12 protein-coding genes are annotated in these 17,678 nt (G+C 61.5%); 1 reads left to right on the top strand and 11 read right to left on the bottom strand.

Annotation, left to right across the window (positions count from 1 at the left end):
* Window positions 1-114: 114 nt before the first annotated feature.
* Window positions 115-1,119, bottom strand: a complete 1,005-nt coding sequence (locus H4Q31_RS05075; RefSeq protein WP_185177990.1) for an aldose 1-epimerase — start codon at window positions 1,117-1,119, stop codon at window positions 115-117.
* A gap of 228 nt (window positions 1,120-1,347) precedes the next feature.
* On the opposite strand from H4Q31_RS05075, the gene fumC reads away from it, so the two are divergent.
* On the top strand, window positions 1,348-2,733 hold the full coding sequence (gene fumC / locus H4Q31_RS05070) for a class II fumarate hydratase (RefSeq protein WP_185177989.1): 1,386 nt from the start codon (window positions 1,348-1,350) through the stop codon (window positions 2,731-2,733).
* Window positions 2,734-2,831: 98 nt separating this feature from the next.
* Here the strand turns inward: fumC and H4Q31_RS05065 are convergent, their stop codons facing one another.
* From H4Q31_RS05065 to H4Q31_RS05020, 10 genes are all read right to left on the bottom strand, one after another.
* Window positions 2,832-4,064 (bottom strand): diguanylate cyclase domain-containing protein, encoded by a 1,233-nt coding sequence (locus H4Q31_RS05065; protein WP_185177988.1) that lies wholly within the window; start codon window positions 4,062-4,064, stop codon window positions 2,832-2,834.
* Window positions 4,065-4,153: 89 nt separating this feature from the next.
* Entirely contained in the window at window positions 4,154-7,348 is a 3,195-nt protein-coding gene (locus H4Q31_RS05060) for an efflux RND transporter permease subunit (protein WP_185177987.1), read from the bottom strand.
* 27 nt (window positions 7,349-7,375) lie between these two features.
* Window positions 7,376-7,819 (bottom strand): MarR family winged helix-turn-helix transcriptional regulator, encoded by a 444-nt coding sequence (locus H4Q31_RS05055; RefSeq protein ID WP_185177986.1) that lies wholly within the window; start codon window positions 7,817-7,819, stop codon window positions 7,376-7,378.
* An 84-nt stretch (window positions 7,820-7,903) separates the two neighbouring features.
* Window positions 7,904-8,887 carry an alpha/beta hydrolase gene (locus H4Q31_RS05050; RefSeq protein ID WP_245347255.1) on the bottom strand — a complete coding sequence of 328 codons (984 nt, stop codon included), beginning with the start codon at window positions 8,885-8,887 and terminating at the stop codon, window positions 7,904-7,906.
* 129 nt (window positions 8,888-9,016) lie between these two features.
* Window positions 9,017-11,062, bottom strand: a complete 2,046-nt coding sequence (locus H4Q31_RS05045) for a GTP-binding protein (protein ID WP_185177985.1) — start codon at window positions 11,060-11,062, stop codon at window positions 9,017-9,019.
* 202 nt (window positions 11,063-11,264) lie between these two features.
* On the bottom strand, window positions 11,265-11,912 hold the full coding sequence (locus tag H4Q31_RS05040) for a nitroreductase family protein (RefSeq protein ID WP_185177984.1): 648 nt from the start codon (window positions 11,910-11,912) through the stop codon (window positions 11,265-11,267).
* Window positions 11,913-12,146: 234 nt separating this feature from the next.
* Window positions 12,147-14,417, bottom strand: a complete 2,271-nt coding sequence (locus H4Q31_RS05035) for an alpha/beta hydrolase family protein (protein WP_185177983.1) — start codon at window positions 14,415-14,417, stop codon at window positions 12,147-12,149.
* Between the two features lie 208 nt (window positions 14,418-14,625).
* A complete protein-coding gene (locus H4Q31_RS05030; RefSeq protein WP_185177982.1) occupies window positions 14,626-15,942 on the bottom strand; it encodes a DUF3900 domain-containing protein in 1,317 nt (438 codons plus the stop codon).
* Between the two features lie 186 nt (window positions 15,943-16,128).
* Window positions 16,129-16,419 (bottom strand): alpha/beta-type small acid-soluble spore protein, encoded by a 291-nt coding sequence (locus H4Q31_RS05025; protein WP_185177981.1) that lies wholly within the window; start codon window positions 16,417-16,419, stop codon window positions 16,129-16,131.
* Window positions 16,420-16,508: 89 nt separating this feature from the next.
* The gene (locus H4Q31_RS05020) at window positions 16,509-17,414 is read right to left on the bottom strand and encodes a helix-turn-helix transcriptional regulator (protein ID WP_185177980.1); all 906 of its coding nucleotides are present in this window, start codon (window positions 17,412-17,414) and stop codon (window positions 16,509-16,511) included.
* Window positions 17,415-17,678 lie beyond the last annotated feature (264 nt).

Genomic DNA, 17,678 nt, shown 5'->3' with positions numbered 1-17,678 from the left:
CATTCAGGTTGCCCCAAATAAGCGCAAAAGCGGAATTCCAACGAGCACTTCCGTCGCCCGTCAGAACTCCGCTCGTATGATGCTTCATCTCAATCAAACGGCGTTCAGCCGCGATCAGCCAATCAGATACAGCCGGCTGGTCTCTTCCCAGATCTCGCCCCGCTCAAGGCCGATCAGCCCGATCTCCTCGGCCGGCAGTCCCGAGATGTTCGGCGCATTAACCAGATTCACTTGCGGCTCTGGACAGAAGAAGCCGATCTCTGCCCCGTTGTTCCAGATCATCCACTGCTTGTAACCGGTGCCTGCGTCGTAGATCAGCTTCACGCCCGCGCGCGTATCGGTCAGCTCCATGTAGTTGCGGCCGTTCTGCGGCTTCGCCGTGTAGTGGTTGTCCATCGACTCGAAGAACGGCGTCTGCGTGCCCTCCGCCATCTTCTTCTCACCCTCGGACAGCGGCTGGAACCGCCCGGTCGGGAGCATCCGCCCATCGTCGCCCATCTGCCAGCGATCGCCGATCGTCAGCTTGAAGCGGATGTCGTCCTTCCCGCTTCCCGGCATGAACGGCGCATTGACGGTCGTGTGGAACGCCAGCAGACAAGGCAGCCGTTTGCCGCCGTTGTTGCGCACGCTGACTCGCTGGTGCAGCCCTTCCTCGCTCAGCGTGTATTGCAGCTTCAACGTGAATTCGAACGGCATGTATTGGTAGATCGGGTGTCCCTCGCCGACCGTCAGCGACAGCGTCACGCGGCTCTCCAGCTCGTCCGCGCTGAAGTGGTCGACCTGCCACGCCGCCGAATGCGCGAAGCCGTGCAGGTGATTGCCGCGGTCCTCTTCGTTGATCGGAAAATGATACGTCTCCCCATCCCACTGGAACTTGCCGGCGTCGAACCGATTCGGCGGGAACAGCACCGGAATCCCGTGCACGAACGGACGCGCCTTGAACGCATCCATCTCGTTCTCTCCCGGCTCGCGCAGAATCGCGATGCCCCGCTTCGTGTCGCGGAAGGCGATCAGGTTCGCGCCGATCTCCGGCAGCACCGCCGCTTCATAGGGACCTGCCTTCAGCCAGACGGCTCGCTCGCCTTGATATGTACCCTCGTATGCTTGCGTTAACGTCATGGGGTTAATCCTCCTTCTATATCATCGGATGATGTCTTGACGGAACATTCTTCCTCTAAAGCATACCATAGGGCAGGTTCCGAGAGTAGGTCTTCCAACGTCCTCAGTCCTTGTCAATGCGCTTAAGGCAATAAAATTCAAAATCACCCTCTCTTGCTCGCTATAAAACAACCGTGTAGGGTAGAATCGATAAAGAGAACTCATGTCAGAATCAGGAGGTTCAGCCAAATGGAATATCGGACAGAACACGATACGATGGGAGAAGTGCGGGTACCTGCGGAGGCGATGTGGGGCGCGCAGACCGAGCGGAGCCGCCAGAACTTCCGGATCGGCACGGAGAAGATGCCGCTCGAGCTGATTCAAGCGTTCGCCATGCTCAAGAAATCCGCCGCGAGCGTCAACCGCGAGCTCGGCACGCTGGCGCCCGAGAAGGCGGACGCCATTATCGCCGCTGCGGATGAGATTCTTAGCGGACTGTGGGACGATCACTTCCCGCTCGTCGTCTGGCAGACGGGCAGCGGGACGCAGACGAACATGAACGTCAACGAGGTCATTGCGCGCCGGGCGAATCAGTTGCTCGAGGCGGCCGGCAGCTCGCAGCGCGTCCATCCGAACGACGACGTGAACAAGTCGCAGAGCTCGAACGACACATTCCCGACGGCGATGCATATAGCCGGGCTGATCGCGATCGAAGACACGCTGCTGCCCGCGCTGGACGAACTAAAGGAGACGCTGCGTCAGAAGATGGAGTCGTTCCGGCACATCGTCAAGATCGGCCGGACGCATCTGCAGGACGCGACGCCATTGTCGCTTGGGCAGGAGATCAGCGGCTGGCGGGCGATGCTCGACCGCTCCGGTCTCATGATCTATGAGAGCGTCAAGTCGCTCTCCGAGCTTGCCATCGGCGGCACCGCTGTCGGCACCGGCATCAACGCCGACCCTGCGTTCGGCGACAGAGTCGCGGAGACGCTCAGCAAGGATACGGGCAAGACGTTCGTCTCCTCGACGAACAAGTTCCATGCGCTGACCAGCCACGACCAGATGGTCTACACGCACGGAGCGCTCAAGGCGCTGGCCGCCGATCTGATGAAGATCGCCAACGACGTGCGCTGGCTCGCGAGCGGCCCCCGCTGCGGCATCGGGGAGCTGACGATCCCGGAGAACGAGCCGGGCAGCTCGATCATGCCGGGCAAGGTGAACCCGACGCAGAGCGAAGCGATGACGATGGTCGCCTGCCAGGTCATGGGCAACGACGCGGTGATCGGCTTCGCAGCGAGCCAGGGCAACTTCGAACTGAATGTGTTCAAGCCGGTCATTCTGCACAACTTCCTGCAGTCCGTCCGGCTGCTGGCCGATGCCATGCGCTCGTTCAACGAGCATTGCGCCGTCGGCATCGAGCCGAACGAGCGCGTCATTCGGCGCAATCTCGAGCAGTCGCTCATGCTCGTCACGGCGCTTAATCCGTACATCGGCTACGAGAATGCGGCGAAGATTGCGAAGCTGGCGCACAAGGAAGGCATATCGTTGAAGGAAGCCGCGGTCGCCACCGGCCTGCTGACCGCGGAGCAGTTCGATCAGTACGTGCGGCCGGAGAATATGATCGGGCGGGCGTAGTCGCAAGCGTCTCGCCGGCGTTCGGCGCAAACCATATAAGCGGCAGTTCAGGCAATATCATATGCCCAGACTGCCGCTTTGGCTGATGGAATTCGTATTCATACCCGGTCTCTCGCTTGATTCTTGGCGCGGTACATCGCCGCATCCGCATGCCGGATGAGCGCCTCCACCTCGTCCCCGTCTTCGGGATAATAGGAGACGCCTATGCTTGCCGCGATTGATAGGCTGCGGCCTGCAATCAAGAACGGTTCGGCGATGGCTTCCTTGATCCGCTTCATCAGAGAATCGATATCCGCCTTGCTCTCGATATGCGCCCGAAAGACCGTGAACTCGTCACCGCCCCAACGGGCTACGATCCCCTGGTCCCCCGCCGCATCCATCAGCCTCCTGGCCGCCTGCGTCAGAAGCCGGTCCCCGATGTCATGCCCGAACGTATCGTTGACGTATTTGAACCCGTCCAGATCCAGCAGCATCAGCCCGTGGAGCGCACCGGGTTCCTCCAAGAGCCGGCTGACGTCGTCCTTGAACAACCGTCGGTTCGGCAGCTCGGTCAGCGAATCGTGATAGGCCAAGTGAGCGATTGTCTCTTCCGCTTCCTTGCGATCGGTAATATCCCGCCCGACGCCAATCGTTTGAATGATCTGTCCATGCTCGTCGCGAATATATTCCGCGGTCGTCTCATACCATCGATATTCGCCGTTCTTATGCCGGACGCGGCCGGTGAACCTCACCGTGTCCCGGTCGATATAGGTCGAATTGCGATATCTGCACAATTTATCGTTGTCATCCGGATGGTTGAAGATCGCTCCCGGCTGTCCGATCACCTCTTCCGGCGAATACCCGAGCAATGCCTTCACCGTCGGAGAGACATAAGAGAATACGCCGTCAGCTGTGAAGGAAGAAATGATGTTCTGAGACTTCTCCGAGATGAACGCGAACATATCCTGAACATCGGAGAGCTCCTTGCGGTGCTGCCGTTGCCGGGCGAGCGGCTCGAACGCGACGATTCTTCCGATCTCCTCCCCGCCGCTTACATAGGGAGTACACGTCAGCCGAACATAAACCAAGTAACCTTTCTTGTGCAGCACGGCCCATTCCGTCTGGTCTTGGACATTCCCCCGGGAGCCGCTTCGGCTGCCGCACGGCCCGTTCCATAGTTGATCCAGCGATTGACCCAGCATCTCTTCTTGCGTGTAACCGAACATGTCCAGCAGAGAAGCGTTGACCTTCCGGAAGAGACCGTCCGAATCCACGATGCCTAAACCGTCTGGATGATGCTCGAAGAAATAGCGATATACATCGGGGTGTGTGGAGTTATGATTCTGAAGCATGGTTGTCTGCCCACCTTAGTCGAGAACGAATGATTCCTTCCGGCTGCATTCTGCGCATATGTTCCATTATAGCATCCTTCTAATTCCGCTTATATGCCGTCTCCGAAAGTTTGAGACGTCTCCGGCGGAGCCTCCAGACGCTCGCCGCGCTCCCCGCGCCGTCCCATGAACGGCCACCAGTTGGCCTCGCCGAACAGGCGGACCATCATCGGGATGAACAGCGGAAGCACCGCAATCGCATATAGGAACAGCCCGCACAGCACAGTGACGGCAATCTGCATCAGCGACAGCACGCCGGCCGGGAGCATCGCCGCGAAGGTTCCGCCTAGAATGACAGCTGCGGACAGGATGACCGTGCCCATGCTGCTCATGGCGCTCAAGATCGCTTCGCGCGGCGGCAGGTGACGGTATTCCTTGAACCGGTCCATCAAGAAGATGCTGTAGTCAACGCCCAGCGCCATCAGCATGACGAAGCCAAAGAACGGAATGACCCAGCTCGTGCCGGAGTAATCCAGCATCCGGGTGAAGATCAGCTCCGTCGCGGCCATCGACGTGTAATACGTCGCGAGCAGCGAGACGATCAGATAGAGCGGAATGACCAGCGAGCGGAATAGAACGAGCAGAATAAGCCCAATGCCGGCGATCATGAAGATAACGGTCTGCCGGTAATCCTTCGACGAGACGGTGTCCAGGTCATGGTACAGGCTCGTCACACCGCCGATCTCCACCTGCGCCCCCGCGTATTCGCCGACCTTGAGAGAGCGCAGCGCCGCCTCCCGCACATCCTCGATCCGGTCCAGCGTCTCCACATCATAAGGGTTCCCGGTGAAAATCACCTCTAGCTTCGCGATCGTCCGGTCCTCTGACAGATAGGTGCCAAGTGCCGCCTGGAAATCCGCGTTGCCCAGCGCCTCGTCCGGCACGAACCAGCCGGACAGCTGCTTGTCGGACGCCCCCGACAGCTCCCCGAGATAGCTCTGCGCCGACTTCAAGCCGCCGCTCACTTGCGCGAGGCCGCTGGCGCTGTCCTGCAGCCCGTCCGTCAGCTCCCCGAGCTGATCGTTCAACTGCTTGACCCCGTCCGCCAGCTGCTCCTGCCCCTCAGCTAACTTCGCCGCGCCAGATGTCAGCTCCGGCAGCTGCGTGACGATCTGGCTCTGGCCGTCGGCTGATTGCCCAAGCCCGTCCGCCAGCTCCGCCAGCCCCGTCGCGAGCGACTTCAACCCCTTAGCCAGCTCTGCCTGCCCGCCTGCCGCCTGATCCAAGCCGGCATTCGCTTGCCCAAGCCCCGTCGCGAACCCCGCCAGCTGCGCATTCAACTGCTCCAACCCGACCGCCGAAGCCTCGGCGCTCTGCTGCAGGCTGCCAATCGCCGATTGCGCCTGCAGGAAGTCCTCGTCCTGCTGCAGCTCCGGATACTTCTGCGCCAAGCCGCCAAGCCCGGCGCTGACATCGCCCAGCCCCTGCGCGAACGCCTGCTGGCTCGCCGCCGCCTTGCCGTAGGCGGTTGTCAGCTCGCCAAGCGCCGCGCCAAGCTGCTCATACTGCCCTTGCAGCTGCGCGCTCGCGGCGGCTAACTGCTCGGCGCTGGCCTGCGCTTGCGCCAGGCCCGCCTCGAGCTGATCGGCGCCGGCCGTGCCGTCTCGCAGCCCCTGCTCTATGCGCTTCAGCCCGTCGCCTAGCCGGCCAAGCCCGGCCTCCAGCTCGCGCGTGCCGCTCGCCAGCTGCTCGGCCCCTTCGGCCGAGCTCTGCAGCTGCGGCGCTCGGCTCGCCAGGCTGTCGCCCGCTTGCTTCAGCCCGTCGGCGATCTGGTCGACGCCGTCCGCGCCTTGGCCGAGACCGCTGTCCAGCTGGCCGACTTGGTTCGCCACTTGCAGATCCGCCAGCGGATCGCCGGTCGGGCGCGTGGCGCTGCGTACGATCTTCACGCCGTCCACCTGCGCCAGCTCCCGCGTCATCTTCTCGACCAGTGCCAGTCCCTCCGCCGAATCGAACGGCTGATCAGCCTTCACCACGACCGTCGTCGGCAGCGAATCGCCAGGGCCGAAGCCGTCCGCGATGTAGTTGAACGCCTTGACGGAGTCGTACTTGCCGCCGATCTCCTCCATCGAGTCGAAGGAGACGGCGCCTCTATAGAAGCTAAGAAGCGGCGCGATCACAACCGCGAGAATGAGCAGCGCGATCAGCGGTCGGCGATAGGCGAAGCCGCCGACGGCGCCCCAGACGCGATTCGGCTTGTGCTCGAGCGCCTTGCGCGACGGCCAGAAGATGGCGCCCCCCATCGACGCCAGCAGGAACGGCACGAAGGTGAACAGCGCCAGCATCAGCACGGCGACGCCGACCGCCACCGCGACTCCCGAGCGGAACAGGCTGAACGAAGAGAAGCCGATGCAGGCGAAGCCGACGAATACGGCGATGCCGGAGAACAGAACCGTGCGCCCGGCGGTGCGGTAGGTCGCCAGAATGGCGTCGACGCGGCTGCGCCCATGCGCGAGCTCTTCCTTGAAGCGGCTGATCAGCAGGATGCAGTAGTCCGTTCCGATGCCGAACATGATCGCGACGAGGAAGATCTGCGTGAACGTCGACAGCGGGAAGTCAAGATACTTCACAAGGTAAGCTACGATCGACTGGGAGGCTAAATAGCTGATCCCGATCGTAACGAGCGGCAGGAACGGCGCGAACGCGGAACGGAAGACGACGAACAGAATCGCCAGGATGAACACGACGGTGATCCATTCGGTCTTGTGCAGCCCCTCCTGGGAGCTCTTCACGACGTCCTCCTGGATGAGCCAGTTACCCGTCAGATAATGATCGACCTTCACGTCCTGGAGCGCTTCGTGCAGCGCGCTTCTCGCCTCTTCCGGCGAGCGGCCGTCAAGCGACACCTCGAGCAGCGCCAGCACCGTGCTGCCGTCCGCAGAGACGGCCTGACTCGCGAGCTCCGGCATATCGAAGTGAGTCAGCACCGACGCAACGCCCAGCTGGTCCTTGTTGTTCTTCAACTTCTCCACGCCTTGCCGAATGTCTTCCAACTGAGCAGCGTCCAGCCCCCCCTCCCCGTGGAAGACCAGTATGGTCGATTGGGTCTTCTTCGGACCGGAGCCGGGACCGTTCATCTCGGAGAGCAGTTGGCTCGCCTGCACGGAAGAATAACCGTCCGGAACCGATAGCTGCCCTTTGTCCCGCACGAGCTGCTGCATATTCGGCGCCGTAAGCATGAGCGCAGCGACAGCTAGGAGCCAGACAGCAAGCACCAGCCCTTTGTAACGAATGATTCCCTTCATCGGATCTCTCTCCTCCTATCCAATCCTTTAACCGTTCTGGAGAACGCTTGCCAGCTTCTCGTACGTCCGCATGAATTGATCGATCTCCTCTTCGCCGAAGTGCCCCCAGTAGCCGGCCAGCAGCGACTCCAGCGCGGCGTCCGCCTCTCGGGCGACACGTTCGCCTTCCTCTGTCAGCGCAAGATACACGACGCGCCGATCCTTCTCGTCCGGGATTCGCCGGATCAGGTTCTTGTCGAACAAGCGGGAGATGATCGCGGTAATCGAGCTCTTCCCCACGCAGAAAATATCGGCCAGCTCCGAATGCGTGCATTGCCCCTGCGACAGAATGGAGCTCATGATGAGATACTGATCTACCGTCAAATCCTCGGGCACCAGCTCGCGCATGAGCAGGTTCATCCGGCGGTTGATCGCGAACATGGCCGATTTGTACCGTTCGATCGTATGCAATAGCTTCTTCTGATCGTCCATACGGTTGGTTTCACCTTCTAATTGTTCGATAAGCGAACTATTTGACAATCAAACTATAGACCATTCAAAAAGCCCAGTCAACGCTCATTCGGGCCATGCGCGCAGATGCTGGGCTTCCGCTGGTTGAGCGGGGGCCGAGATATATTTTTGGACAAAGTTGAGCACGGTGCTCTCGTACTTCTGCCTGTCGGTCAGGAACGAAGTGGCGTGCTGCGCCCCGGGAACGATCCACTGATCCTTCGGTCCCCGAATCGCCTCGAAGAGCTCAGCGGCCATCGACGTCGGCACGAACGTGTCGCTGTCGCCATGGATGAGCAGAATCGGCAGCTTGTTGTTCCTTAATTGACGAATGGCCGACCCCTCTCCGAAAAAGTACCCTGCCCGGCATTTGCAAACCAGGCTTGTCAACGGCAGAAGCGGAAACGCCGGCAGCTTGAAGATCTGCCTCAGCTGATACTTCAGGATGGCCTTCACCGAAGTATAGGCGCAGTCGGACACAATGCACCGCACCTGCGGCGGCAGCGGCTCGCCGCTCGTCATGAGCACGATGCCTCCGCCCATGGACACGCCGTGCAGCACGAGCTTCGCCCGCTCGCCGATCCGGCGGACCATATATTCGATCCAGCGCACATAATCATGGCGGTCATGCCAGCCGAAGCCGATGTAATGGCCGTCGCTCCGGCCGTGGCCGCGGTTGTCGGGCATCAGCACGCGGAAGCCTTGCTCGTGGTAGAACCTGGCGAAGACAGCCATGTCCTCTCCCCGGCCGGAATAGCCGTGGGCCAGAATGACGGCGTTCTCCGTCGGGCACTTCGCCTCCAGGTAGCGGCCTTGAAGCGCCAGACCGTCGTGCGAGCGGATCGTCACGTCCTCGAACGGCTGCGCGCGGAACCATTCGCGGACTTCGCGGATGATCTTCTCTTCCACCTGCGGCATGTTGGGATCGCTTCGCATGAACGACTTGGGGGTGCGCTCGATGGCGAAGCGATACAGGTACAAGCAGAACACCAACAGCAGCGCCGCCGTCGCCGCAGCCCCGCTTCCCGCCAACATCCATCCGCGGATCATAGGCCTCTCCTCCAACTGATGCTCATTGCGCTTTAGTTTGACTTCAGCGCAGCGGGTTCATACGGGGGAGGCGCGGGCGGAGAAGCTTGATTTAATCGAGTATCTCCTGCGGTCAGCAGCTCGGCGGCTTCAGCCAGCGGACAACGCGTTGCGGGTAGCGAGAATCCACTTGGACTGGTCCAGCGGATTCACGCCGCGGCGCGGACGTTCGGCATCCACGTCGGGCGGGCATTCCCGGTAGCCTTCGAAGAAAGCGGACAGAATGCCGCGTCCCTTCGTCATGGACCCGAGCCTCGCCGGGAAGTCGAGGGAGGTGGCCACAGGCAGCGTTCCCTCCAGTTCGATGCGGCCTCCTGCGATGACGGGTGCATCGAATGCCCCGCGCATCAAGATCAGCTCGTTCATCAGCTTGCCGCCGAATTCCTCCGGCGCGGACAGCCGGAAGCGGAGAATCGGCTCGAGCAGCTTCGTCCCAATGTTCGCCAAGCCGTTCATGATGCCCATCGGCGTCGCCACGACGAAGTCGAGCGGATGCGTATGCCACACATGGTGCTCCCCTTCGACGAGAGTCACCTTCAAGTCCGTCACTTCCCAGCCCCGAAGCCCTTGCTGCAACGCTTCGGGCACGCGCCGGGCGACTTCGTTCTGATAGCTCTCGAGCAGATGCTCCGGCCGGACGACGGATAAGTACTGCAAGCCGCTGCCCCGTTCGCCCGGCTCCATCCGGAAGCGAAGAATTGCCCAGCACGGCTTCGGCATCGTATAAGCGATGAACCCTTCGCCCGATCCGGCCAAGGTCTCCTTGTAGATCACCGAAGGCGCGCCGAACGTGATCGTCAGGCCGAAGCGGCTCTGCACGAGCTGCGTCAGCACCTCCATCTGGATCGCTCCCATCACCTTCAGATGCAGCTCGCGTTCTTCCGGCAGCCATTGCAGATCGAGCAGCGGGTCCTCGTCCGCCAGCTCTTGGAAGGCGGCGACGACAGCCGGATACTCCGCTTCGTTCGCCCAGTGCACCTGCACCGTCAGCAGCGGCACCGCAAGCCGCTGCTCGCCGGGCACGCCTTCGCTCGTCCCGAGCACGTCGCCGATGCGCGCCCGGTTCAAGCCGTAGACGGCGGCGATGTCGCCCGCCTCCAGCACGCCGACGTCCTCCGACTTGCGGCCGTCGACTTTGCGGATCTGCGTCACCTTGTCCCAAGCGTCCCGCGATTCGTTGTACACCGAATCGCGGTTGCGGATCGTGCCGCCGTACAAGCGAACATACGCGATCCGGCCCATCGCCGGGTCGCGCTCCAGCTTGAACACGACGCCTGCGACCTGCGCCTCGGCATCGGTATCGCCTGCCGGAGCCGGCAGCAGCTCGATCATCGCATCCATCAGCCGCTCGACGCCAATGCCGCGTCCGGAAGCGCCGAACAAGACCGGGAACAGCTCCGTGCGAACCATACGATCCTTGACGACCGGCACCAGCTCCTCCACCGTCAAGGCTCCTTGCTCGAAGTACCGAAGCAGCAGCGTCTCATCGCTCTCCGCCACCGTCTCCTGAAGCAACTGCATATAACGCTCGAAGCCGGCGGCATAGAGCTCTGCCCCTTCTCCACCCGCCGACTCCCGATCCATCGGCAGCAACTCCACGCATCCCGCGAAATCCGCCTCAGCCCCAACCGGCGCTTGAATCGGCGCCGCTGCCGTGGACAGCAGCTTGCGGATCTGCCCCAGCACCGCTTCCGCATCCGCCCCGACCCGATCCATCTTGTTCACGTAGATGATCGTCGGAATGCCCTTCTCGCGAAGCGCGTGCCAGACGATCTCCGTCTGCGCCTGCACGCCTTCCGCGGCCGACACGATCAACACCGCGCCGTCCATCACGCGCAGCGAACGCTCGACCTCCGACAGGAAGTCGACGTGCCCCGGCGTATCGACGAGATTCACGCTGACGCCGCGCCATTCGAACCGCGTCACGGCCGCGCGCACCGAGATTCCCCGCTCCCGCTCGACGTCCAGCCAATCCGTCTGCGCCGTTCCGTCGTCGACGCTCCCCGGCGTTCGGATTCGTCCGCTGCGGTATAGAATCTGCTCGGTTGTCGTCGTTTTCCCCGCGTCGACATGGGCGAATATCCCGATGTTGCGAAGCTCTCTGCCGCTAATACGATTCCTGTCTTGACCCGCCATTCGTCCCGCCTCGCTTACTCTCTGTCAGCCTTTGCCGCGCCCCTAACGGACGCTTCACTGTACAGTCCATTGTAAGCGATCCCGCCGAAGATTCAATCGGCAGCCTAGCGGAATCCTTCCACTATATGTGCCGATTCTCATAACTAAAACGGCCGAAGGGAAGCATTGCGCTCTCCTCCGGCCGCTTATCGCCCGAACTATCTTATTGCTCGATCTTGTTCCAGAACGTAATATCGTCGATCGGCAGTCTCACCGTCGGCCTTCCCGGCGTCGACGCTCTGCCCACTGCGATCAGCAGAAGCGGAGCGAGGTTGGATGGAAGCTTGAATTCTTCAATCAGCTTCTCCGGGTTGAAGCCGCCCATCGGTACGGTATCATAGCCGCGCGACTTGGCTGTCAGCATGAATTGCATGCTTACCAGGCCGCCGTCGAACCCGACGAGATTCCTCATCTTCTCGGGAGACAGGCCGGCATACATCGGCAGGCTGCGTTCCAAGTACTGCTTCGCGAAGTCTTCCGGCATATATCCGGCGCGCACGGCGTCGCCGTAGATGCGCGTCATCTCCTTGTAGCCGTCCAGGTCGCCGAGCACGACGATGACCGCGGATGCATCGAGCACCTGCTGTTGGCCGTTGGCGATCGGATGCAGCCGCTTCTTCGCCTCGTCGTTGGTGATGACGAGGAAGCGCCACGTCTGCGAATTGCTGCTGGATGGAGCCAAGGAAGCCTCCTCCAGCATCTCCCTCAGCTCCGAGTCGGGAATCTTGAAGGTTGGATCGTAATGCCGTACGGACCGGCGTTCGCGGACGACCGTCCGATAATCCGCTGTCTGAGCCGTCGTTGTTGACATGGTCTCACTCTCCCTAATATGCCTCTATCCGGATCCGCGCGCCAGCGGCGAGGAACGGTGGCATTTATTTGCACAGTTAATATTTGCATTAAACTGTGTTAATCTACGCACAGTATATATCCGGCAACTGACGCTGTCAATCGTTCCCTCTTCTGCTTGCTTCGCACGTGTGCAGCCGCGGACATCGCTCTTAATTTGCCCGCGGCCGGACAACCGCATGTGTGGGTAAAAAAATCAATGGCCGAAGCCGATATCGTCAAGCATCGCCCGGCCCGGCCCATCCGCGAAGACGAACGCGATCCGTGTAATCCGGTCTGCCTCAAGCTCAGGATTTGCTTGTACGAAGCGGTCCAGCGGTATCTCGTACGTCTGGAACGCGGCTTGGGCCGTATGCTCATATTTGCCTTTATTAAAGGCGCGATCCAGCCCGTTCAACCAAGTGAACTTCGTCCTCGCGGCCGGCTGAACCGGCATGATCCGGTCAAGCGGAACGCTCGCGGTCTGTCCCTGCGCGTCCTCCGCCGTCACGGATACGCGAGGCGCTATCCCGGCACTGGCGGCGCCATTCAACTCCCAAGTCAAATCGGCCATGGAGAAAATCAGCTTCGCCGAGCCGCCCGCCGCAGACGGCATCGGGAAAGCGCCGGCGTCGGACTCCAGCGTGTAGGAGCCGCCCGCCGCCTCCCATTGGAGCTCGACTCCGTGGTTGCCTTGACCCCGGCCTTGCCGATCCTTCGCTTCCTCCCGCGACCATTGCGTCATTCCCGCCGCGCCGGCTGTGACCGTCGGGGACGGCCGACTCTTATCATCGGCATTCTCGAATCGGGCGATGTACTGGAACGAGCCGTTCTCGAACTGATTGTACAAGACGGCAGCCGGCAGGAATGCCGCTCCCGCCCGATAATCGCGGAACAGTGCTTCATATGCGTCTTGTCCATGAAGCGCGCTCTCCAGGAACGCCGATACGTAAACCTTGGCGATCTGGCGCTGCTCCTCGCCGCTTAGATCCGGCTTGCTGAGGAATAAGCCCGCCGGCAGCGAATCGTCGCGCGCGCCCCAGGTAGTATTGAACTGGCCATGATTGGCGCCGGCGATATACAGCGAGGACTTGAACGCCGCCGAGCTTGGCGAATAGCTGACCCGGTTGTACTGTCTCTCGCCGTCGAAGTTGCTGATATCCCCGTCTCCCGCCCCCTGCAGCAGCAGATAAGCGATGTCCCGAAGCGAAGCCGAGCGGCCGTCGACGACGACATCGGTCGGCGCGAGAGCGACAACCGCGCGAATCGTGTAGCTGTCCTCGGCCGGCAGGCCCGGGGCGGAGCCGAACCAGGGGCCGCGGTCCGCCGCCATGGCGACCGCCTGCCCCCCTCGGCTGTGGCCGACAAGCGCGACGCGTTCGAAGTCGAGCTTGCCGTAGAGCGGCGTGGACGCATCCGAGGCGAACTGCTGGAGCTGCCCGATATGCTTCAGCAGCAGCCAAGCTCGCACCTTCTGATCCTGATTCGGAATGCCCGACCAGACGGAGTAATTCAAGAAGTTCTCATCTACCGATACGGCGGCGAAGCCCCGGCTCGCCAGCAGCTCGCCCAAATATGCGTAGCCTTCGTCGGAGAAGTCCTCCATCGAATGGTTGCCGTGCACGATCAGCACGACCGGGAACGGGCCGTCGCCTTCCGGCATCCATACCGTTCCGTTGAGCGGGAGACGATCCCGGCCGAAGCCCCAGAACAGCTTGCGTTGCCAGGGCCATTCGCTTGCGCCAATATAAGCCGAAGCGTCTGCGGGAGCGGACTTCAGATCAGCCTGCGAACCGAACTCCGCGCGCTGCCGATTCGTGCCGCTGCCGTAAGTGAACGTGCTGTAAGCGTACGGTCCCGGCAGCGAAGGATCTTCGGCGGCCGAGAGCTCCGCCGCTTCCGCCGGGCTCAACTGGCCGCTGTCGGCCAAGGCGGAGACGGCCTTGTCCGCTGCGCCGCGGGCAGCGCCGGTCCAAGGATCGCCGGCAGCCGAAGGGCCGCCGACGGCTGCATAGCCAACGCCGGCCAGCAGGACCAGCGCTGCCAGCAGCGACGCGAGCTTGAAGCGCCAAGCGTGCCGCCGGCTGAACAGAACGCCGGCCAGCCAGCCCGCTCCAGCACCGACGCCCAAGTAGACCGACGATACTAGCAGCGCGTACGGCCAGGCAATATTGGCGAAGTAGAGGATGAACGTTAACAGCGCGACGGAATAGACCGCCGATCCGATCGTCAGCGCCGGCAGCTGCCAGCGGCATATTCGGAACAGCCATGCGAACAGCACGCAGACGAGCGCAAGCGCCGCGGCATTAAGCGCGATGGCAGCCGGCACATCCACGCCCGCGCCAAGTCCGGTCGGCACGCCGAGCGCGCCGACCGCCGCGCCAAGCGAGCACGCGATCCACATTCCGCCTGCGGCCGCGCGCCATAGCCCCGCCTCGAACCGCGAGCTTCGCTTCGGCACAGACGCCTGATTGATCTCTATATTCATTGATTCACATCTCAATCTATTTCAAGGATGCCGATGCCTTCTGCGAGATTCTCGGCTCTATCCTAAATTATAAACCTAGCAAGCGCTTGATCCCATCCCGAAAAACATGGTCAGCCTTCCAACGCGAAGCCCGTTAGCGGCAGCCTAGCATGCGCACGCCAAAAGGGCGGCGCTGAGAGTTCCTCCGCGCCGCCTTCGCCGCTTCCGTTCAATAAGGATAGTCGTCTTCCGCCTTCGGACGAGCGGCATGACGTTCGTTCATGCGCCGCAGCACCTCGTCGATCTCGTCCGGGTACAGCAGCTCGACCGGCGATATCCCTTTCTCGAATTGGAAGGTATCCCCTTCGATCAGGACGACATAACGTCCGTTCATGCGGGCGATATGGACGTTCTCGCCGTATTCGGTCATCTTGGCCTTCACCGAGACGTCGCCAAGCTTGAACTTCAAGTCCAATTCAGGCTGGAACTCCGTCAGCCTGGCCGTTGCTTGCGCCACATCGTCGTGCGTCCACTTCTCCTGCAGCTGCCGCTTGTCGGAAGCCGCCCACGCCTCGAACTGCGTCGCCTCCCGCTGCTTCTCCGGCGTCCAATTGCCGGAAGGGATCAGGTAAGGCCCGCTGGCTGACGCGCGCTCTTCCTCGTAACGGCCGGCTTCCGCCGCCTGCAGATAAGCATCATTCTCGACAAAGCCCGCTTCTTGTCCATAGGCATGGCCTGCACCGAGCTCTGCTGCGGCGCCGTCCGGCTCCGCGGCCTGCGAGTACGCTGCATCCGATGTCGGCGTCAAGCCTGGCGAACCGGCGCCGTCCCCCTGCCACTTCGTCTCGATATATTGCTGCACCATCTCCAGCACCTGATCGGTAACGATCTCCGGCTTCGACTTCTCATAGGATACGAATTTAAGGAAGTCCTCGAAATAGCGCGCATGCGAAGCCTGGTGAATCTTCAGCTCGTACGGCTCCAGCATGCCTTCCTCCGGCATGTGCGGATATTGGATTGACTTGATGTTCCGCGCGCTGATGGCCATCTCGACCTTGGAGATGAGGCTGCGCTCGTCCGAGATGCGGGCGATCTTCGATTCGAAGTCGCACTTAAGCACGAAGACGAACGGATCGTCGAACAGCTCGTTCAGCTTCCCCAGCGCGACGATGAACGCCCCTCCGCGCACCGCGCTCGTATTCATATACAGCCGAAGCATATCGTCGCACGCCATGTGAAAACTTGTCTTGTCCGTCGCCGTACGCAGCTTCTGGAACAGATTATAGTTCGGATTGCTGTCCAGCTCGTGCCCCGGTTCCAACATGAAGCGGCCGATCTTGGTCGGCGCGTTGTCCGTCTCCGAATGGATCTCGGCCTTGCGCTTCCCGATCCGCGTGAATTCGCTGTCGAGGAACAGCCGGATCTCGCTGTCTTCGTAATCGAAATGATCGAGCGTCTGGTAATGCTTGTACCGCTTGACCGGATCCTGCTCCTGCCCGTCGTTGTTAATCACGAAAAAAGATAAGTACTGGATCGAAAATCTCATGTGCGGCTCCTTTGTGATCGCAGATCTGGCATCATAACCTCCATCATACCATCTGCTTCAGCCAAAGAAAAAGCCCCGGCCGGTCCTTCGGCGGACCAGCGGAGCATGCTTGTTGTACGTTGTCTGCGCGAATGGGCGCGGCCAATTGACTCACTCTCATCCCGGATCCCGCACGCCGAATTCCGGTTATGGCTCGGAGCGGTTCGCCAGCTTCTCCTGCGCCAGCCGGATCATCTCGCGCACCATCGTACCGCCGATCTTGCCGCCCACATGCCCGGCCGATTCGGTCGACAGCCCCCCGTTATCCCCAGGGCTTAGCGGCACGCCGAGCGACTTGGCCACCTCGTACTTCACGTCGTCCGGGCGGTTCGGATCGACCGCGTACCCTTCCCGGCGCATCACTTCGGCCTTGAAGGCGTTCACGCCTTGCTCCGCCCCGGGCACGGCTAAGCGACGGCCGCTTCTTCTTCTGGACATCGGATGCCCCTCCTTCGGAGACCAAATGAATGTGCTTCACCTGATCGTTCCCCCGGCAGGAGCCGATTATGCGGCTTCTTCTCCAGCGGTCAGCCCGAGCGGCCGCCCTGCCGCAGGAACAGCAGCCGGAACTCCCGCGGCGTCATGCCCTCGCGCTTGCCGAAGCAGGCGGCGAAGTAAGCGGCCTGCCGGAAGCCTGTATCGAGCGCGATCTGGCCGATCGACAGATCGGTCTGCAGCAGCAGCCGCTTCGCCTGTTCAATGCGGTAGCGGATCAGGTACTCCATCGGCGAGCAGCCGAACTGCTTCTGCATCCGGCGCGCGATGTAGACCGGATGGAAGTTCAGCGCGGCGGCCAGATCGCGGGAGGAGACTTGGTCCTTGTAGCGCATGCGCAAGAAGGACGCCGCCCGATCCGCGACGTCCTCGCCGACGTGCGGCCGCTCGGCGCGCAGCGATTCCCCCAGCTGCATAAGCACTCGCTGGAAGATCTCCTGCTGCTCCCAGCGGACTTGATCCCGGTGGGAGTGGCGGTCCAGGTCGATGAGGCGCTGGAGCAGATCGTACATTTTTCCCGGATGGAGAAGCCTTGTGAATTGGGGAATGTCGACGGCGAAGGCGGGCTGGCGGCTGCGAAGCGGGACACCCTCCTCCGTCTGCTCAGGGAAGGATGCTTCAATCGGCTCCTCCTCCGTACCATTCAAAGCGCGCCAGTCCCCCGCCGTCTGAAAATGCACCCAATAAGTCCCCGTCCGCTCCCTGCAGCCCTCCGTCGGGTAATGATGCAGATCGGGACGCAGCACCAGCGCGTGTCCCTCGGACAATTCATACTGCCGATCCTCTTCGCCGATGTAGATGCACCCCTGCTTCCCGACGAGCAGGTCGAATTCGCCGATCGCATAGCGCTCTGGATGCTTGCGCCCCGGCCCGACCACGCTATAGCCGCCGTGAATGTAATAAGGAAGCGGCAGCGCCGCGAAGCGAAGGACCGTCATCTCGTTTGAGCCTCCATTTAGGTTGCAATCTTGATAGCAGAAGCAGTAAAGCCGAAACTTTAGAATCAGTATAACACCTGTAAACAAAAGTGTATAAGCAAGTCTGCGAATAGGCACCGCCGACAGCCGCAAAGGTTGCATTCGCATGATTCCAGTGTCTGACTAACATGCCCGGCGTTGCATGCAGAGTGAGCGGACGATTGCGATACTGGCGAGAGGATTGCGTGGTATGCGGCGTTTGGGGTGAATGTAGGTAATCTGATT

The sequence above is a fragment of the Cohnella lubricantis genome (genome assembly GCF_014212015.1).
GTDB lineage: Bacteria > Bacillota > Bacilli > Paenibacillales > Paenibacillaceae > Cohnella > Cohnella lubricantis.
The sequence above is the reverse complement of the archived record's forward strand: the minus strand, read 5'-3'. Positions and strand labels throughout refer to the sequence as shown.